Raw genomic sequence first — 18,608 nt, 5'->3', positions numbered from 1 at the left:
TGACGGTTCGTCCTGCACGCTTGCTTCAGCTGGTGATGTAACGCTGCAGATGCTCGATCTGCTCGGCCTGCGCGTCGATCACGGCCTTGACCAGGTCGCCGATCGAGATCACGCCGACCACCGCATTGCCCTGCACCACCGGCAGATGCCGGATGCGGCTGTCGGTACACAACCGCATGCAGTCGAACACGTCGGTATCCGGGCCGACGGTGAGTGGCTCGCCGGTCATGATGTCGGACACGGCTGTCTGTGACGAGGAGCGACCCTGCAGGATCACCTTGCGCGCGTAATCGCGTTCAGAGACCACGCCGACCAGTCGTTCGCCGCGCATCACCAGCAACGCGCCGACCCTGTGTTCGGCCATGCGCTTGATCGCTTCGAGTACCGGCGCTTCCGGCGCAATGCTGAAGATCGTGCTGCCCTTGCTTTCCAGCAGATGCTTGACCTGGCTCATGCTTCGACCTCCTGCGGGCCCTTGGATGGGCCGTCTGTGACGAGTCTAACGCCGGCATCGGGCCGGCGTGTAGTGCAGCCGTGAAGCCGCGTCGCAGCAAGGACTCTCAGCGTGGATGACGCGGCAGACGCCGTTCCTCGATGAAATACAGCGGCCGCTGCTTGCTCTCGGCATAGTTGCGGCCGAGGTATTCGCCGATCACGCCGAGCGCGAGCAACTGCACGCCGCCGAGGAACAGGATCACCAGCATCAGTGTCGGATAGCCGCGCACCGGGTCGCCGTAGAACAGCGACTTGACCAGCACCAGGATGCCGTAGACGAAGGCCAGTCCGGCCGAGGCCAGCCCGACCCAGGTGGCCAGCCTCAGCGGTGCGGTGGAGAACGAGGTGATGCCTTCGATCGCCAGTTGCCCGAGGCGCCAGTAGTTCCACTTGGTGGTGCCGGCCTGGCGCGGCTCGCGCAGGTAGCGTACCGAGGTCTGCCGGTAGCCGATCCAGCTGAACAGGCCTTTCATGAAACGCTGGCGTTCGCGCAGCTGGCCCAGCGCATCCAGGGCGCGACGCGAAAGCAGGCGGAAGTCGCCGGTGTCGCGTGGAATCGCGGTATCCGACAGCCGCTCCATGCTGCGGTAGAACGCCGCCGCGGTGAAGCGCTTGAAACCACTCTCGCCTTCGCGCGCGCTGCGCGTGGCATAGACCACGTCATGGCCGGCCTGCCATTGCTCGACCAGGGCGGGAATCAGTTCGGGTGGGTCCTGCAGGTCGGCATCGATGACCACCGCCGCACCGGCGGTGACGGCATCGAGCCCGGCGGTCAGCGCCGTTTCCTTGCCGAAATTGCGCGAGAGCTTGAGCGCCCCCGTGCGTGGATCGGCGGCGGCCAGCGCCTCGATGATCGACCAGGTATCGTCACGGCTGCCGTCGTCGACGTACAGCACGCACGAGTCCAGTGGCAGCGAGTCCAGCACCTTGCCCAGCCGCTGGTGGAAGGTTTCCAGCACGGCCGATTCGTTATAGGCGGGAACGACGACGGTGAGTTGCGGCATGAGCGCAGCCAGCGGAAGAAGCGCTCATGCTAACCAACCACGGGCTGGCGGGCGAGCGTGCTGTTCAATGCGGCTGGCGCGGCGGGGCATGGCCTGCAACATAGGCCGTACCGCCAAGCTGCCCCATCTGCTGCTGGATCCAGCCGGCCCGACGCAGCACATAGGCGCTGGGCCGATCCGCATGCAGGCGGCGCGGATTCGGCAGCACGGCGGCCAGTCGCGCCGCCTGTGCCTGATCGAGCCGCGCCGGCGAGGTATGGAAGTACGTCTCGCTGGCCGCGCCCACGCCATAGATGCCATCGCCCAGTTCGGCGATGTTCATGTAAACCTCGAGGATGCGCCGCTTCGGCCAGCTCAGCTCGATCAGTACGGTGAAATACGCTTCCAGGCCCTTGCGCACGAAGCTGCGTCCATTCCACAGGAACAGGTTCTTCGCCGTCTGTTGGCTGATCGTGCTGGCTCCACGCAGGCGCCTGCCGTCGTCGGCTGCGTCAATCGCGTTCTGGATGGAGTCGAAATCGAAACCGTGGTGATAGGGAAACTTCTGGTCCTCGCCGGCCACCATCGCCAGCGGCACCCAGGGCGATATCTGGCTCCATGGAACCCAGTGCTGGCGCAGCCGGAAATCATGTTCGCCGCGGATCACTGCACCGAGCCGTCGTTCGAGCATGACCGCGGAAGTCCATGGCGGCACGAAACGCAGCACCAGCACCAGCAGCCAGCTGAGTACCAGCCAGGCCAGGACCAGCAAGGCCAGGGCGCGCAGCAGGCGGATCAGCATGGGGCGGCGGAACAAGGCTGGCATGGCAGTAGGCTGCGGAAAGTCGAGCCAGTATAAGGGCGTTGTTACGAACGCCCGGTGCCCCCATCTGTGGCGCCTGACCTCAAGAGTGCACTGCCGTGGAAAACCTGCCTGCCGACGATGTACTGCACCGCTTTCTGCTGGAACACGCCGGTGTGCGCGGTGTGCTGGTGAAGCTGGGCCCGACCTGGCGGGAGGTGGCGGCCCGCGCGGACTATCCGCCGGCCGTGCGGGCGCTGCTTGGCGAGACGCTCGCTGCCAGCGCATTGCTTACCGGCAACATCAAGCTGGATGGCGCGCTTTCGATCGAGCTGAAGAGCAGCGGCGCGCTGCGCCTGCTGTTTGCCGAGTGCACCGACCAGGGGCGGCTGCGCGGCCTGGCACGCTGGAATGAGCCGCTGCCGGAATCGCTGGCGCTGCACGAGCTGCCTGACGCGGGCATGGCGATCACCATCGGCAACGTGGAGCGTGGTCAGCGCTATCAGGGGCTGGTCGAGCTGCAGCACGCCGGTGTGGCCGAGGCGCTGGAGAATTACTTCGTCCAGTCCGAGCAACTGCCGGCGCGCATCCTGCTGGCCGCCGATGGCGAGCATGCTGTCGGCCTGATGCTGCAGAAGCTGCCCGACGAAGGCGGGCATCATGCGGCACAGGACGAGGATGCATGGAACCGCATCGTGCATCTCACCGCGACGCTGGGTGTGCAGGAATTGCTGACCGCTGCGCCGGAACAGTTGCTGTACCGGCTGTACCACGAGGAGTCGGTGCGCCTGTTCGAGCCGCGTGCGCTGGCGTTCGGCTGCAGCTGCAGCCGTGAGCGGGTGAGCGGGATGCTGCGTTCGCTGGGGCGTGACGAAGTCGAGGCTGCACTGGCCGCGCGCGATGACCAAATCGAGGTGATCTGTGAATTCTGTGCGCAGCGCTATCACTTCGACCGCATCGATGCCGAGCTCCTGCTCAACCACAACGTGGTGACTGCCGCGCCGGACACCACGCAATGACGAGGCTTGGACGGACTGGCCGCGATTCAGGCCGGCAGTAGGGAATTGTTCTTGCCCAGCCAGGTCCTGGCTGGTTGCGGCTCGGCGAACAGGAAGCCCTGGCCATAGCGGCAGCCGACCCGCAGCAGCGCCTGGCGTTGCGACTCCTTCTCGATGCCCTCGGCAATCACCTTCATCTGCAGCGAGTCGGCCAGCACCTGGATCGCGCGCACCAGCGCCAGTCCCTGGGTTTCCTCGTCGCCCTGCGGCAGCTCGATGATGAAGGAGCGATCGATCTTCAGCGTTTCGAACGGGTACTGGTGCAGGTAGCTCAGCGAGGAGTAGCCGGTGCCGAAGTCATCCAGCGCGACGCGGATGCCGTGACTGCGCAAATTCTTCAGCATCTGCTTGACCTGGGTCGGGTTCTCCAGCAGGGCATGCTCGGTGACTTCGATGCGGATGCAATGGGTCGGCACGGCATACTGCTCGAACAGCGCGAGCAGCCGCTGGTCGAGGTCGGCGGAACGGAAGTGCCGGCCGGAGACGTTGATGCTGATGAAACCCTCGGTGCCGATCAGGCGCACGGCCTGGGTGCAGACCTGTTCGAAGATCTGCCAGTCGATCGCCTCGGCACAGCCACATTCCTCGGCGATGAGCAGGAAATCATGCGGCGCCAGCAGGCCGCGCTCGGGATGGTGCCAGCGCAGCAGCGCCTCGTAGCCGACCACGCGGCCATCGGCGAGCTCCACGATGGGCTGGTAGAACGGCTCGAATTCATTGCGACTGAGCGCGTGGCGCAGGTCGCTTTCCATGTCCAGCAGCGAGAGTGCCTCGCGGCGCAGGCGGTCGTCGAACAGCGCCGCGCGATGGCGGCCGCCGTCCTTCGCGTTGTACATCGCCGCGTCGGCGTCGCGCAGCAATTCCTCCGGCTGCCGGTAGTGCGGGCTGGACAGCGCAATGCCGATCGATGCGGAGGTAAAGATTTCCTTGGTGCCGAGCCGGAACGGCGTCTGCAGCTCGTTGATGATGCGTTCGGCAATCAGCGTGGCCTTGCCGGTGTCGCTGATGCCTTCCAGCAGGACGGCGAATTCATCGCCGCCAAGGCGCGCGACCACGTCCCGGGTTTTCAGGCAGGCGCGGATGCGTCCGCCGACCTGGAACAGCAGATCGTCGCCGACCAGGTGCCCGACCGAATCGTTGATCACCTTGAAGCGGTCCAGGTCGATGAACAGCACGGCGAACTGTTCGCTGGGGTTGGCGGCGCAACGCTGCATCGACTGTTCCAGCCGCTGCAGCAGCAGCGTGCGATTCGGCAGCCCCGTGAGCGAGTCGTGCAGCGTCTCGTATTTCAGCCGTCGCTCGACCCGTTCGCGCTCGGCAATCTGCTCGCGCAGGTCGCGGTTGGCCAGCGCCAGCGCCCGGGTGCGTTCGGTCACGCGGCGTTCCAGCCCGGCATAAGCCTGTCGCAGGGACGCTGCTGCCTGTTTGCGCTGCAGTGCGTTGGCGATGTGGTAGCTGACGAAGGTCAGCAGCTCCTGATCGCGCTCGTTGTAGGTGTGCTCCGGCGAATAGCTCTGCAGCGCCATCACGCCCATGGATTTGCCGCCCCAGATCAACGGCACGCCAAGCCAGCACACCGAACGCGCACCGAAGTGGCTGATTTCGCCCATGGCCACCAGATGGTCGAGCTCCTCGGAGTCGGCCAGCAGCGGCTTGGCATGACGCAGCACGTATTCGGTGAGGCCGCGACCGTGGGCGCGCGGTGGCCGCACGCTGTCGACGTCGTCCACCGAATAGGGGAAGGTCAGATGTCCGCTTTCCTCGTCGACCAGTGCGATATAGAAGTTGCGCGCGTAGAGCAGGCCACTGATCACCTGGTGCATGGACGCGTAGAATTTTTCCAGGCTCTCCGAGGTGTTGGCGAGTTCGGCAATGCGGAACAGCGCCGCCTGCAATCTTTCGCCGCGCTGGCGTTGCAGCACCTGCTGGCGCAGCACGCGGTTGGCTTCCCGCAAGGCGGCGGTGCGGTCGGTGACCCGCCGGCCCAGTTCGATATGTGCCTCGTGCCGCTCCAGCGCAGTCTGCACGTGCTGGGCCACGTAGTTCAGCAGCTCCATGTCATGCTTTGAATAATGAGTGTCGGCACGATAGCTCTGCACCACGATGCCGCCCGCCACGCGCTCGCCACGCAGCAGCGGCACGCCGAGCCAGTGCTCGCAGCTAGGGCCCACCAGGACGAAGCGCTCGCCGAATTGCTGCCTCAGTTCGTCGATCGAACCCATCAACGGGCGCCCCTCGCGCAGCAGGTTCCAGGTCAGGCTGTGCAGCATGTCGTGCAGCGGCAGATCCTGATCGGGCGGCGGCGGGTCGTTGTCGGCGATATCGACGTAATAAGGAAAGCGAACGGTATCGGTGGCCGAGTCATACAGCACGATGTAGAAATTCTCGGCGTACATGAGGCTGCCGACGATGCCATGCAGCGAATGCATCATTTCGGGCATGTTGTGCCCCGAACCGGCCTGTTCGGCGATCGCGTACAGCGCGCGTTGCAGTCGTTCGGCCAGCGCGAGGCGCGAAATGGCCTCGTACAACCGGCTGGTTTCGGCCAGCTGGTGCAATCGGGTGCCCGCCAGTCGTCCCAGCCAGGCCAGCTGTTCACGCACGTCATCAGGCAGCGGCAGCTCGGCCGTTTCCAGGGTGAGCATCCGCGTCCCCTGGGGATCTTCGGCGAGGTCGACCTGGCTGCTCGGCAGACGGGTGGGCTGTTCGTCCAGACGACGCCAGCGCAACCTGCCATGGATGCCGAGATTGCCCAGCATGTTTTCGCAGATTTCCATCATGCTGGCGGCGTCGACAGCCCCGAACAATCGTTCGACGGCCTGATACAAGGCCGCAAGATCCCGTTCCGTCGAGGGCGGCTGGGATGAACGGATCGTCGGGGCGGAGCTCATTGGACGGTGGTTGGTTCCGGAACGATCCGGCAGGATCGACGTCGAACGCCTTTATAGCGTGTAAGTCGGGCTTGTCGCCAGCGATCACGGTCCCTCGCCAGGAACCTGCGTATGGTTGAATGGGTCTCAGGGAGCTTGCCTGCGCTTTTTGTGCTTGGTGGCAGGTTTTAGGGTGTTAGCAAAATGTAAAACTAGGTATACTGGCCATCGAATTTCGTACTTGAATGAGTGGTTCGTTCAAAGCCATGCGCCGCCTCGCCGCCCTGCTGCTGATCTCCCTGTTGCCGCTTGTCGCGGCCGGGCAGTCTGTGGATGGCGGCAGCGCGCAGGCTGAGCGCCTGCTCGCGCAGCCACCGGATCAGTTTACTGATGTCGAATCTGGCGTGGTTGTGCCGCTGTGGCGTGGCCGCGATGGCCACCTGCTGGCACTCAAGGCGGACAGCAGTAGCGGCGCCGATGCCTTGCGTCTGAATGCTCCGCTGGCGCTGCATGTGGTCGATGCGTCGACCGTGACGACGACGGGGTTGCAGTACGGGCTGGCTCCGAATCTGCAGGCACAGGCTGCAGTCAGCCAGAGCTCATGGGTCAATCAGCCGGTTCGGGTCATCGGCAGCGAAGTCGGTGCCACCTATGCCGTCGGGCGTTACAGCCTGGGCCTGAGTGTCGGCTCCACCAGCACGCCCGACAACAGCGTGGCATTGCCACGCGTACTGCCCAGTGTGGTGCCCAGCGTGGACGGTCTGTCCGGCTTCGACAGCAGCTCCCAGCTCAATGCGCGCGGCCGGCTTTCCTTTGGCAGCAGGAGCGGCATCGACCTTGGCGCCAGCGTGGGTCGCATCCATCTGCTGCCCGGCAACCTACTGGGCGTCAATACGCTGGACCAGAAGGCGCTGAGCTTCGGTGTCGATCATGGCGTGCTGAGCGGTGTCCTGATCGGCCGCAGCATGCAGCCCGAGGCCGGTATTCCGGGTGGTTTGAGCCCGGATCGACGCTGGAACAGCATCGATCTGGGCGTGACCTGGCGCCTGCCGTGGCGCGGTTCGCTGAGCGTCGGCGCGCAAAACCTGTGGTCGTCCGGCACGCCAGCCAATACTCCGGCGGGGCCCGAGCCGGATCAGTCACGTACGCCGTACGTGCAATATCACCAGGATCTCTGATTCGTCCTAGGTGCAGCGTCCGGTTCTTCCGCACATGAAAACGCCGTCGCTCAAGCGACGGCGTTCTCGTTTGGTAAACCTGGGTATCCCGTGCTCAATTTTGCTTGCGGATGCGCAGGTCGCCGCTGAAGGTTTCGACATTGATCGTGCCCTGGCCGTCGCCAAGGCGGGTATCCAGGTTGCTGCCGGGCCCATGTTCGGGCTTTTGCGGTGTGCCGAAATCGCTGCGCAGGTCGCCGCTGAAGCTGCTGGCGTGCAATTGGCCCGAGGTGGCTGCTGGCAATTGCAACTGCACATCGCCGCTCATGCTATCGATGCCGAGCTTGCCATCGGCAGCCAGCGCCCCGCTCAGCTGCACGTTGCCGGACACCGTGCTGAGCGTCAGGGTCTTCCATGGGCCGCCATCGGCCTGGATGCGGCCGGAGATGGTCTGCAGCTTCGCTTCGCTGCCAAGTGCAGGGGCGAGAATGTCGCCGCTGACGGTCTGCAGATCGGCCTTGTCGGCATGCCCGGCCAGCTCGATGCCGCCGCTGACGCTTTCCACTTTCAGTGCCGGCGTGCGCGCATTGATGCGAGCCCTGCCGCTGACCGTGTTGACGGCGATGCTGCCGCCAACGATACCGTCGATGACCAGCGGCGCGCTGATCACGCCGATATCGAGCGACGCTCCGCGGGGCACGTGCAATTCCAGCGTGCTGGATCCCATCCGGCTGTCGCCGCTCCAGTTGAACAGGCCCGAGCCGCGTTGCGGCTCGACCTTGACCGCCAGGTTGCTGCTGCTGCCGGTGATGGCCAGCGGCTTGGCGCCGTCGCCAAGCTGCCCGCGGACTTCCACCTCGTTGCGATCCCATGCAGTCACAGTCACCGAGCCAGCGATGTTGCTGACACTGACATGAACCGTCGAGGTGGCGTCATGGCTGAGCTGGATCGGAGTGCTGGCCAGGGCCTGGCCGACGCACAGACACAGCAGCAGGGGAGCGTAGCGGGCGGTTCTCATGGTCATTCCTGGGTTCAGCCGGCGTGGCCAGCCAGTTGGCGTAATTGCATCTGTTGGTGTTCGGTACGGTCAAGCAGGCGCTGCAGCGCCGGTGAGTCGGGTGCCTGCTGGATCGCCAGTTGCAGTTCCATGTGTGCGGCGTCCAGTTCGATCGCGGCACCGGCGAGGCGCGGATCAGCAGGCTTCCACGGCGTCGTCGCGGTGCTGGCGAGCGCGGCCGCGGCTGGCGCGTGCCGCAGTGCATGCCAGCCGAGCGCACCGGCCAGCAGCAGCGATGCGGCAAGACCGGAAGCGAGCAGCCAGCGCAGCGGGCGAGCGGGCCGCTGCTCGGGGATGGCGGTGGCGCGTGCGGCATCGGTAGCGTCCAGCGCGGCGTCGATCGCCACCCACAGGTCACGTTGTGGCGTGAGTGGCTGATGCAGATCGCGCAGTTGCCGGCGCCATTCGAATTCGTTCATGACCTTTCTCCCAATACCTTGCGCAGCAGACTGCGTGCCCGATGCAGTTGCGCTTTCGACGTGCCGACGGCCATGCCGAGCTCGCCGCCGATTTCCTCGTGCCGCCAGCCTTCGATGTCGTGCAGCACCAGCACGGCGCGTGCCCGCGGCGGCAACTGGCCGATCGCGCGTTCCAGTTCCTCGCGCTCGGCAGCGCAGAACGGCGTCTCGCCGGGATCCGGCAGCAGATCGTCGTCGAGCATGCTGACCGGATCGGCGTTGCGGGCACGGATGTCCATCAGCGCCAGATTTACCGCCAGCCGGTACAGCCAGGTGCCGAATGCACTCTCGTGACGAAATCCGGGCAGCTTCTGCCAGGCTCGGATGAACGCGTCCTGGGTCAGGTCCTCGGCGCGGGCGCGGTCGTAGCCGGCAAGCCGGTACACCGCGCCATGCACGCGATCCACGTGCAGTCGGTACAGCCGCTGGAACGCCTGGCGGTCACCGGCTGCCGCGGCGCATACGTCATCGGTGTCGTTGGCTCCCGACGGGGCAGGCGACATGGAGCTTCCAATGGCAGGGCAGGCGGCGATCATCTTGCCAGCTTGGATGCGCGGTCGCGCGAAAGGGTTTGCACGAGGCGGGTTGGGCGGCGCAATCACGCCTGCACAGACCGGTCGTGCGGACCGGCCTGTGTGGGCGCCCGCTCAGGAGGCTGCGGCTTCCCGCCTGGGCTGACCGGCGGCTGCAGCGAGCGCGCTGGCCACGCGCTGTTGTTCACGACGCAAATGCGCCGGCAGGCGTGTTCCGAAGCTGTCCAGGTATTCGCCGATCGCGGCCAGTTCGAGCTGCCAGCCGGCATGGTCCACGTCGAGCAGTTCGTCGAGCCGGTCGCGCTCGAGCGCGAGTCCGTCCAGCTTCAGTTCGCCGGTGTCCGGCAGGATGCCGATCGGTGTTTCGACGCCATCGACGCGCTCCTCGACGCGGTTGATCATCCATTCCAGCACGCGCAGGTTGTCGCCAAAGCCAGGCCACAGGAACTTGCCGTCCGCGCCCTTGCGGAACCAGTTGACGTGGAAGATCTTCGGCAGCTTGGCACCGGGTTGGTCGAGCGACAGCCAGTGCGCGAAATAGTCGCCGTAGTGATAGCCGCAGAACGGCTTCATCGCCATCGAGTCGCGACGCAGCACACCGACCGCGCCGGTGGCGGCAGCCGTGGTTTCCGAGCCCATCGCGGCGCCCATCAGCACGCCGTGGGTCCAGTCGCGCGCTTCCATCACCAGCGGCAGCAGCGAGGGGCGGCGACCACCGAACACGATGGCGCTGATCGGTACGCCCTGCGCTGCCTCGGCCTGCTCCGACCAGGTCGGGCATTGCCTTGCGCTGACCGTGAAGCGCGAGTTGGGGTGCGCCGCCGGGCCGTTGGCCGGATCGTATGGGCGCCCCTGCCAGTCGGTGACCGGCGTGCCGGGCAGGCCTTCCCACCATGGCTGGTTGTCGGCGGTGACGGCGACGTTGGTGAAGATGGTGTCGTGCGCGATGCTCTTCAGCGCATTCGGATTGGTCGCATGGCTGGTGCCCGGCGCCACGCCGAAGAAGCCGGCCTCGGGGTTGATCGCATACAGACGTCCATCTGCGCCGGGGCGCATCCAGCAGATGTCGTCGCCCACGGTCCATACCTTCCAGCCATCGCGGCGATAACCTTCCGGTGGGATCAGCATGGCGAGGTTGGTCTTGCCGCAGGCGGACGGGAAGGCCGCGGCGATGTAATGCGTCTCGCCCTGCGGGTTCTCGATGCCGACGATCAGCATGTGTTCGGCCAGCCAACCTTCGCTGCGGGCCTGGTGGCTGGCGATGCGCAGCGCGTGGCACTTCTTGCCCAGCAGGGCGTTGCCGCCATAGCCGGAGCCGTAGGACTTGATCGACAGCTCGTCCGGGAAGTGCATGATGAAGCGGCGCTCCGGATCCAGTTCGCCGGTGCAATGCAGGCCCTTGATGAACATCCCGTTCGAGAGCAGTCCCTCGCGCTCGATCCGCGCCTGCGCGGCGGCACCCATGCGGGTCATGATCTTCATGTTGGCGACCACGTACGCGCTGTCGGTGATCTCCACGCCGCAGCGGGCCAGCGGAGAATCGATCGGCCCCATGCAGTACGGGATCACGTACATGGTGCGGCCTTCCATGCTGCCGTCGAACAGCGCGTCGATCTTCGCGTGCGCCTCGACCGGATCCATCCAGTGGTTGTTCGGGCCGGCGTCTTCCTGCTGCGGATGGCAGACCAGGGTGAGGTGCTCGACGCGGGCCACGTCGGTGGGATGGGAGCGATGCAGGTAGCAGCCGGGGTGGGTCTGCTGGTTCAGCTCGATCAGGGTGCCATCGGCCAGCATCTGCTGCACGAGCAGCCGGTATTCCGCATCGGAGCCGTCGCACCAGTGAATCTTCGCGGGGCGGGTCAGTGCCGCCACCTCGTTCACCCAGTGCTCGAGTGCTGCCAGCTTGCTCGCCATCGTGTCCCTCATAAGGTCTTAGGAAAAAAAGGAACCGAAACGGTAGTTTGCGTGAACTGGTATTGCAAGGTTCCATGCAACAAAAACGGCGCCAGACGGCGCCGTGCGGGCATGCTGCGAGGCATATCAGACCGGAATCAAGGTCGCGATCATGTGTTCGACGTAGGCGTCGAATTCCTCGTGGTTGATCCGCGGCAGGCCCAGCGTGAAGTTCAGCTGCAGGAAGCCGACGTAGGCGGCATAGGTCAGCCGCGCACGGTTGAGCGCCTCGGGGGCCGGCAGGCCGGCTTCGCGATAGGCGGTGGTCAGGAACTCCATCCGTCGTTGCGAGACACGCGCCATCACGGGCACCACTTGCGGGTGATCCAGTGCTTTCAGCAGGGCGGCATACACGCGATGCGGCTGCAGCTCGTGTGCGACCCGGCGGAACAGCTCGGGCAGGCGCTTGCGCGGGTCGGCGATCTGCTCGATCTGGCCGAGCACTTCACGCTCGCCGTATTGCTCCCAGCGCTCCAGCGCCGCTTGCAACAGGGCTTCGCGGGTACGGAAATGCCAGTAGAAACTGCCCTTGGTGACGCCTAGCTGGCGTGCCAGTGCCTCCACGGCCAGGGCGCCGACGCCCTGTTCGGCGATCAAGTGCAGGGCGGCGAGTTCCCAGTCCTCGGCGGACAGGCGGGTACGTTCTGGCTTGCTGCTGACATTCATCCACGTATGGTAGCGATACCCCGCCGGTTTGTAATCTGCGGGGTGCAAGGTGTCTGAAATGAATGGATTTTCGGCATCGATCGGTGGCTCATCGCGCGCAAGTATTGACGACGCTTGCCGGAGCGATCCATACTCATCCGTATGGTAAACCTTGTCGACAACCTGGCCGTGCTCGAGCGCTTTCCGGTGGCGGATCTGCTGCTGGCGGTGGAAACGCACCATCCGGCCGGCCGGCCGACGCTGTTGTTTGCGCATGGTTTCGGCCAGACCCGCGGTGCGTGGAATGACGTGGCGGCGGCGCTGGCGGCCGCGGGTTGCCGCTGCGTGACGTTCGACAGCCGCGGCCATGGTGAAAGTGATCGCTTGGTCGACGGCGCGGACCCTCGACGTGGGTATCACATGAACCAGTTCGCCGACGACCTGTTGCGGCTGGCCGCGGCCCAGCCGCAACCGCCGATCCTGGTGGGTGCCTCGATGGGCGGCCTGCTCGGGATCGTGACTGCAGGCGAGATGCATCCGTCGCCATTCCGTGCGCTGGTGCTGGTCGACATCACGCCGCGCTGGGAAACCGCCGGGGTGGAACGCATCCTGGCCTTCATGCAGGCGCATCCGGACGGTTTTGCCGACTATGCCGAGGCGGCCGAACAGATCGCCGCGTACCTGCCGCAGCGACGCGAGCGCAAGAGCGAGGAGCAATTGCGCCCGCTGCTGCGCGAAGGCGCCGACGGCCGGCTGCGCTGGCACTGGGATCCGGCCCTGCTGGCCGGCGACCTCGTGCAGGAGAGCGAGCGTTACCAGCCGCGCCTGCAGGCCGCCGCGGTGAAGATCGACGTGCCGGTGCTGCTGCTTTCGGGGGCGCGCAGCGACGTGGTGTCGCGCAGCACGGTCGACGAATTCCTGCAACTGGTGCCGCATGCCCGGCATGTGGAACTGCCGCATGCCACCCACATGGTGGCGGGCGACGCGAATGACGCATTCACGCGCGAAGTCGTCCGTTTCGTGCAGAGTCTGGATCAACCCGAGGCCCGGCCCTGTGCCGGTGCTGCTCAACCGTGATGAGGTACTGAAGATGTCCGTGATACTGACCCTGCTGGCGGCCTTGATTGCCACCGGTGCCTGCGCCTACCACCGCAGCAGCCTGCGTACCTGGGCGATCGCCACGACCGTCGTCACGCTGGTGGTCGGCCTGATCGTGCATGCGCCATGGACGACGGTGATCCTGCTGATCATCGAGGCCGTGATCGCGGTGCCGCTGCTGATGGTGGATTTTCGACGCCGGCAGATCAGCGCGCCGCTGCTGAAACTGTTCGCCAAGGTCACGCCGAAGCTGTCCGAGACCGAGCAGACCGCACTGGAAGCGGGCACCGTCGGTTTCGAGGGCGAGCTGTTCTCCGGCAAGCCGGACTGGCACGAATTGCTGAAGCAGCCCAAGCCCGAGCTGAGCGTGGAGGAGCAGGCTTTCCTCGACGGCCCGGTGGAAGAACTGTGCGGGATGATCGACGACTGGCAGATCACCCACGAACTGGCCGACCTGCCGCCGAACGTGTGGGAGTTCATCAAGAAAAACCGTTTCTTCGGCATGATCATCCCGAAGCAGTACGGCGGCCTGCAGTTCTCCGCGCTGGCGCACTCGGCGGTGCTGCAGAAGCTGGCGACGATGTCGGCCACGGTGGCCTCGACCGTCGCGGTGCCGAACTCGCTCGGGCCGGCCGAGCTGCTGCTGCACTACGGTAGCGACGAGCAGAAGAATCACTACCTGCCACGGCTGGCGGTGGGCGAGGAAATCCCCTGTTTCGCGCTGACCGGTCCGTATGCCGGTTCCGATGCCACCTCGATTCCCGACTTCGGCATCGTCTGCAAGCAGGTCGTCGATGGCGTCGAGACGGTCGGCATCAAGCTCACCTTCGACAAGCGCTACATCACGCTGGCGCCGGTCGCGACCGTGGTGGGCCTGGCCTTCCGCATGTATGACCCCGAGCACCTGCTCGGCGAGAAGGAAGATCTCGGCATCACGCTGGCGCTGCTGCCGCGCGCGACGCCGGGCCTGCAGATCGGCCGTCGCCACTTCCCGCTGAACGTGCCGTTCCAGAACGGTCCGATCCATGGCAAGGACATGTTCGTGCCGCTGTCCACGCTGATCGGCGGCCCTCACATGGCCGGCCACGGCTGGCGCATGCTGGTCGAGTGCCTGTCGGTGGGACGCGCGATTTCGCTGCCGTCCAACGCCACTGGCGGTGTGCGTGCCGCCGTCGCCTCGGTCGGAGCGTATGCGCGCATGCGCAAGCAGTTCGGTTTGGCGATCGCACGCTTCGAGGGCGTGGAAGAGGCGCTGGCGCGCATCGGCGGGCTGACCTACGCCACCGCCGCGCTGTCGCGTGCTACTGCCGCCGCGGTTGATCGCGGCGAGAAGCCGGCGGTGCCGTCGGCGATCGCCAAGTACCATGCCACCGAGTGGGGCCGGCGCATCGCTGGCGACGCGATGGACGTGCTCGGCGGCAAGGCGGTGCAGCTTGGTCCGAAGAACTACGCCGGCCGCGCCTGGGAAGGCGTGCCGATCGCGATCACGGTGGAGGGCGCCAACATCATGACGCGCAGCCTGATGATCTTCGGTCAGGGTGCGATCCGCTGCCATCCATACGTGCTGAAGGAAATGCAGACGTTGGCGATCACCGATCGCGGCGAACAGCTGAAGACGTTCGATCGCCTGCTGTTCGGCCACATCGGTTTTGGCCTGTCCAACGCGGTGCGCAGCTTCGCCATGGGCGTTACCGGCTCGCGTATCGGCGACGCTGCCGGCGATGCCTATACGCGTCGTTATTACCGCAAGCTCGATCGTTATTCCGCTGCGCTGGCGCTGTGCGCCGATGTGTTCATGGGTGTGCTCGGCGGCAAGTTGAAGTTCAAGGAGAAGCTGTCCGCGCGTCTCGGCGACGTGTTGAGCTATTTGTACATCGCCAGTGCCATGCTCAAGCGTTACGAGGATACCGGCCGCCCGGAAGCGGATCGCCCGTTGCTGGCCTGGGCATTCCACGAATGCGTATGGAATATGCAGATGGCACTGGACGGAGCGATCCGCAATTTTCCGGTGCGTCCGGTGTCCTGGCTGCTGCGCGCGTTGGTGTTCCCGTTCGGTCGCCGTGAAGTGCCGCCGTCCGATCGCCTGGGCCGTCGGGTTGCCGCGTTGATCACCGCGCCCAGCGAGGCGCGCGACCGCCTGCTGGAATGGGTGTACCTGACGCCGACGGCCAACAACACGGTAGGTCGCATGCACGCCCTGCTGCCGGACGTGATCCTCGCCGAGCCGGTCGACCGCAAGTTCGCCAAGGCGCAGAAGAGCGGTCAGTTCAAGTCGCACGATTACCTCGACCAGCTGGTCGAGGCCGAGCAGGCAGGCGTGATCAATGCCATCGAGGCGGCGCTGCTCAAGCGCGTGCGCGAAGGCGTGTTCGAGTTCATCTCGGTGGACGACTTCGAGCCCGACGAACTGCGCGCGTTCAAGACGCGTGCGGACGGGAAGAAGCTGGCCAACGCTGCGTAGTTCCGAACGCGTAGTCGGCCCGCGCTGAATGTCTCCGCATGGCATCCGGCGCGGGCCGATGGCTGTCTGAGTACCTGCTACCGGGAGAATGGCGGATGAGTGCGTCTGTGCTGTCGCTGTACCGCCGCATCACGCGCTGGCCGGCGGGTCACTGGATCTTCTCGCGGCTGGTGTGCCTCAAGGCGCCATACTTCGCCACCATCGCGCCGCGGTTCGTGGCGCTGGAGCCGGGCCGATGCGAAGTGCGCATCCGCGACCGGCGGCGCGTGCACAACCACATCGGCACCGTGCATGCGATCGCGTTGTGCAACCTGGCCGAGCTCAGCGCCGGGGTGATGACCGAGGCGACGATCCCGCCGGAAATGCGCTGGATTCCCAAGGGCATGACGGTCGAATACCTGAAAAAGGCCGTGGGCAGCTTGCGTGGAGTCGCCACGCCTGCGATCGCGGCCAGCGCATCCGGGGATGGTCATGAATGGCCGGTCGACGTGCAAGTCACCGATGCCGCCGGCGAGGCGGTTTTCCGCGCGCGCGTCATGATGTGGGTGTCGCCACGCAGGCACGCCTGAGCGTGTGGACCGTGTTGCGCCGTGATCTGCCGGGCAGAAAAGTTCAGCTCGCCAGCACGCAACGATTCTTGCCGCCGCGCTTGGCTTCGTACATCGCGCGGTCGGCGTTCTGGATCAGCTGCTCGTCGGCGTCGGGCCGCTCACTGGGCAGATAGGCCGCGATGCCGATGCTGGCGCCAATCCGGACATTCACCGAACGGCCGTTGACACGCAGCGTGTAGGGCTCGCCCAGCGCCACGCAAAGCTTCTGGCAGAGTTCCAGCGCCCGCTGCGGGTCTTCGATGTCCTCCAGGATCAGTGCGAACTCGTCGCCACCGAGTCGTGCCACAGTGTCGTTGCCGCGCAGATGGGTCAACAGCCGCGCGGCGATTTCCTGCAGCAGCGCATCGCCGGCCGGGTGGCCATGGGTGTCGTTGACATTCTTGAAGCCGTCGATGTCGATGCAGGCCAGCGCGAAGCGATCATGGTGGCGCTGCGCGCGCTGGATCGCGACATGCAGCCGATCATGGAACAGCATGCGGTTGGGCAGGCCGGTCAGCATGTCGTGGCTGGCCTGATGGCGGACCATCGCCTCGATCAGTTCGCGCTCGGCAATTTCCTGGGTCAGCTGGTGGTTGCGCTCGGCCAGCTCGGCCATGGTCTGCTGCAGCTCGGCACGCGCCGCGTACAGCTCCAGGAAAACGCGCACCTTGGATTGCAGGATCGCGTCGTTGATCGGCTTGGCGATGTAGTCCACGGCGCCCGAGCGGTACCCCTTGAGCCGGTTCAGGTCGTCGGCATACGCCGCGGTGACGAAGATGATCGGGGTCTCGCGCAGCTGCTCGGCTTCGCCAAGCAGGGCGGCCACCTCGAAGCCATCCATGTCGGGCATGTTGACGTCGAGCAGGATCAGCGCGAACTGGTGGTCCAGGCACAATGCCAGCGCTTCGTTGCCGCTGCGCGCCTCGAAGATCTGCGCGCCACTCTGTGCAAGCAGGCGGCGCATCGCAACCAGGTTGGCGTGCGTATCGTCGACGACCAGGATTTTCGGGAGCATGGCATTCATGTCAGGCAGAGGCGGTTGAGCAGCGGAGCAATCTGTTCCAGTGGCATGCAGTAGTCGGCGCCGGCGATATCCAGCGCGGCCTGTGGCATCGCTGCCGCTTCGGCACTGGCAGGTTCCTGTACTACCGCAAGGCCGCCATGGGCGCGGATCTGCGCCAGGCCATGGGCACCGTCGCGGTTGGCACCAGTTAACACCACGCCGATCAATGCCGCGTGATAGGTATCCGCTGCAGAGTCGAACAACACGTCGATGGACGGCCGCGAGAAACACACCTGTTCGTCCACCGACAGCGCGAAGTGCCGGTCGTGTTCCAGCAACAGGTGATATCCGCCTGGGGCCACATGCACGACGCCGGGTCTGGCCGGCTGCCGTTCGGTTGCCTCGATCACCGGCAGCGCCGAATGGGCGGCGAGCAGGCCAGCCAGCACGCCGGCACCGCTGGCGGTATGGCAGCACACCAGCACGGCCTGCGGCAGCTGCGGGTCTAGCGCGTCCAGCAAAAGCTTGAGTGCGTTGAAGCCACCTTTTGAGCAGCCGATCACGATAGCCTCAGGCCGTTCCATCGTGTTCCTCCAGAGCTGGCTGACTGTTGCGCCGGTAAAGTCGCAGGGCGGCATCGACGGCGGTGAAATCGCCTGCCGTCGGGGCGAAATCCAGCGATTCCCGCATGCCCAGGCAGAGATGGCCGCCGCGCACCAGGCTGTCGCGAAACAGTGCCAGCGTACGGTTCTGCAGCGGATTGGAGAAATAGATCAGCACATTGCGGCACAACACCAGATGCGCCTCGCAGAACACCTTGTCGGTCACCAGGTTGTGATTGGCGAAGGTGATGTGGCGGCGCAGCCGCTGGTTCAACTTGATGAAGTCGTAGCGGGCACTGTAATAGCTGGCCAGCGACTGGCCGCCGCCGGCCAGCAGGTAGTTGCGTGACCACAGCTGGGCATCCCGTGCCGGGTAGATGCCTTCCTGCGCCCGCTGCAGGGCATCGGCGTTGAAGTCGGTCGCAAAGATATGGCTGCGCTCGTACAGCCCGGCCTCTTCCAGCAGGATGGCCAGCGAGTAAACCTCCTGCCCGTGTGCGCAGCCTGCCTGCCAGATGGTGATCTGCGGATACGACGCCAGTACCGGCAGCACATGCTGACGCAGGGCGCGGAACACCGGCGGGTCGCGGAACATCTCCGACACCGGCACCGACAGGCCCTGGATCACCAGGGGCACGAAATCCGGTTCGTGCAGCAGGCGTGCGGTGAGCGCGCTGATGCTGCCGCAGTGGTGGGTGTGCACCAGCTGGCGCACCCGCCGTGTCAGCGAGGCGGGTGCGTACTCGCTGAAATCATGGCCATGCCGGCGCTTGAGCGCCTGCAGGAACAGGTCCAGTTCGATCTGTTCCAGTTCCGCGTCGGGCAACGGTGCAGGCACGACAG

General features: G+C 65.5%; 17 protein-coding genes. 5 read left to right on the top strand and 12 right to left on the bottom strand.

The genetic code is table 11. The annotated features are described in order from the left end of the window. Positions 1-25: 25 nt before the first annotated feature. The 3 genes from B0E46_RS02110 to mtgA form a co-directional block, all read right to left on the bottom strand. On the bottom strand, positions 26-454 hold the full coding sequence (locus tag B0E46_RS02110) for a CBS domain-containing protein (protein WP_077554018.1): 429 nt from the start codon (positions 452-454) through the stop codon (positions 26-28). Between the two features lie 106 nt (positions 455-560). Next, complete coding sequence (locus B0E46_RS02105) at positions 561-1,499, bottom strand: glycosyltransferase family 2 protein (RefSeq protein WP_077554017.1); 939 nt, start codon at positions 1,497-1,499, stop codon at positions 561-563. Between the two features lie 64 nt (positions 1,500-1,563). After that, positions 1,564-2,304, bottom strand: a complete 741-nt coding sequence (mtgA, locus tag B0E46_RS02100) for a monofunctional biosynthetic peptidoglycan transglycosylase (protein ID WP_077554016.1) — start codon at positions 2,302-2,304, stop codon at positions 1,564-1,566. Positions 2,305-2,399: 95 nt separating this feature from the next. On the opposite strand from mtgA, the gene hslO reads away from it, so the two are divergent. Beyond that, positions 2,400-3,299 (top strand): Hsp33 family molecular chaperone HslO, encoded by a 900-nt coding sequence (hslO, locus tag B0E46_RS02095; protein ID WP_077554015.1) that lies wholly within the window; start codon positions 2,400-2,402, stop codon positions 3,297-3,299. Between the two features lie 26 nt (positions 3,300-3,325). On the opposite strand, the gene B0E46_RS02090 is transcribed toward hslO, so the two are convergent. Beyond that, complete coding sequence (locus B0E46_RS02090) at positions 3,326-6,229, bottom strand: EAL domain-containing protein (protein WP_077554014.1); 2,904 nt, start codon at positions 6,227-6,229, stop codon at positions 3,326-3,328. Between the two features lie 245 nt (positions 6,230-6,474). On the opposite strand from B0E46_RS02090, the gene B0E46_RS02085 reads away from it, so the two are divergent. Then, positions 6,475-7,386 (top strand): hypothetical protein, encoded by a 912-nt coding sequence (locus tag B0E46_RS02085; RefSeq protein WP_077554171.1) that lies wholly within the window; start codon positions 6,475-6,477, stop codon positions 7,384-7,386. Between the two features lie 94 nt (positions 7,387-7,480). Here the strand turns inward: B0E46_RS02085 and B0E46_RS02080 are convergent, their stop codons facing one another. The 5 genes from B0E46_RS02080 to B0E46_RS02060 form a co-directional block, all read right to left on the bottom strand. Next, the gene (locus B0E46_RS02080; RefSeq protein WP_077554170.1) at positions 7,481-8,383 is read right to left on the bottom strand and encodes a DUF4097 family beta strand repeat-containing protein; all 903 of its coding nucleotides are present in this window, start codon (positions 8,381-8,383) and stop codon (positions 7,481-7,483) included. 14 nt (positions 8,384-8,397) lie between these two features. Beyond that, positions 8,398-8,841, bottom strand: coding sequence for a hypothetical protein (locus B0E46_RS02075; protein WP_077554013.1), 444 nt, complete (start codon positions 8,839-8,841; stop codon positions 8,398-8,400). Next, positions 8,838-9,383: an RNA polymerase sigma factor gene (locus tag B0E46_RS02070; RefSeq protein WP_077554169.1), complete on the bottom strand. Its 546-nt coding sequence runs from the start codon at positions 9,381-9,383 to the stop codon at positions 8,838-8,840. Before B0E46_RS02070 ends, B0E46_RS02075 begins: the two co-directional genes overlap by 4 nt. 144 nt (positions 9,384-9,527) lie before the next feature. Beyond that, positions 9,528-11,327 carry a phosphoenolpyruvate carboxykinase (GTP) gene (locus tag B0E46_RS02065; RefSeq protein ID WP_077554012.1) on the bottom strand — a complete coding sequence of 600 codons (1,800 nt, stop codon included), beginning with the start codon at positions 11,325-11,327 and terminating at the stop codon, positions 9,528-9,530. A 126-nt stretch (positions 11,328-11,453) separates the two neighbouring features. Next, entirely contained in the window at positions 11,454-12,032 is a 579-nt protein-coding gene (locus B0E46_RS02060; RefSeq protein WP_077554011.1) for a TetR/AcrR family transcriptional regulator, read from the bottom strand. 141 nt (positions 12,033-12,173) lie between these two features. Between B0E46_RS02060 and B0E46_RS02055 the strand changes: the two genes are divergently transcribed. The 3 genes from B0E46_RS02055 to B0E46_RS02045 all read left to right on the top strand — a co-directional run bounded on the left by B0E46_RS02055 (position 12,174) and on the right by B0E46_RS02045 (position 16,139). Then, entirely contained in the window at positions 12,174-13,088 is a 915-nt protein-coding gene (locus tag B0E46_RS02055) for an alpha/beta hydrolase (protein WP_077554010.1), read from the top strand. Between the two features lie 13 nt (positions 13,089-13,101). Next, a complete protein-coding gene (locus tag B0E46_RS02050) occupies positions 13,102-15,570 on the top strand; it encodes an acyl-CoA dehydrogenase (RefSeq protein WP_077554168.1) in 2,469 nt (822 codons plus the stop codon). A 95-nt stretch (positions 15,571-15,665) separates the two neighbouring features. After that, the gene (locus B0E46_RS02045; RefSeq protein ID WP_077554009.1) at positions 15,666-16,139 is read left to right on the top strand and encodes a hotdog fold domain-containing protein; all 474 of its coding nucleotides are present in this window, start codon (positions 15,666-15,668) and stop codon (positions 16,137-16,139) included. 43 nt (positions 16,140-16,182) lie between these two features. On the opposite strand, the gene B0E46_RS02040 is transcribed toward B0E46_RS02045, so the two are convergent. Genes B0E46_RS02040 through B0E46_RS02030 form a run of 3 tightly spaced genes read right to left on the bottom strand, consistent with a single transcriptional unit; the run spans position 16,183 to position 18,603 of the window. Then, complete coding sequence (locus tag B0E46_RS02040; RefSeq protein ID WP_077554008.1) at positions 16,183-17,175, bottom strand: diguanylate cyclase; 993 nt, start codon at positions 17,173-17,175, stop codon at positions 16,183-16,185. A 5-nt stretch (positions 17,176-17,180) separates the two neighbouring features. Next, a complete protein-coding gene (locus tag B0E46_RS02035; RefSeq protein WP_077554007.1) occupies positions 17,181-17,747 on the bottom strand; it encodes a chemotaxis protein CheB in 567 nt (188 codons plus the stop codon). Continuing rightward, positions 17,734-18,603 carry a protein-glutamate O-methyltransferase CheR gene (locus B0E46_RS02030; protein WP_254425007.1) on the bottom strand — a complete coding sequence of 290 codons (870 nt, stop codon included), beginning with the start codon at positions 18,601-18,603 and terminating at the stop codon, positions 17,734-17,736. The genes B0E46_RS02035 and B0E46_RS02030 overlap by 14 nt, the downstream gene beginning before the upstream one ends. Positions 18,604-18,608 lie beyond the last annotated feature (5 nt).

The organism is Rhodanobacter sp. B04, from assembly GCF_002001125.1.
Lineage (GTDB): Bacteria > Pseudomonadota > Gammaproteobacteria > Xanthomonadales > Rhodanobacteraceae > Rhodanobacter.
Note: the sequence above shows the minus strand (reverse complement) of the source record. Positions and strands in the feature narration are given on the sequence as shown.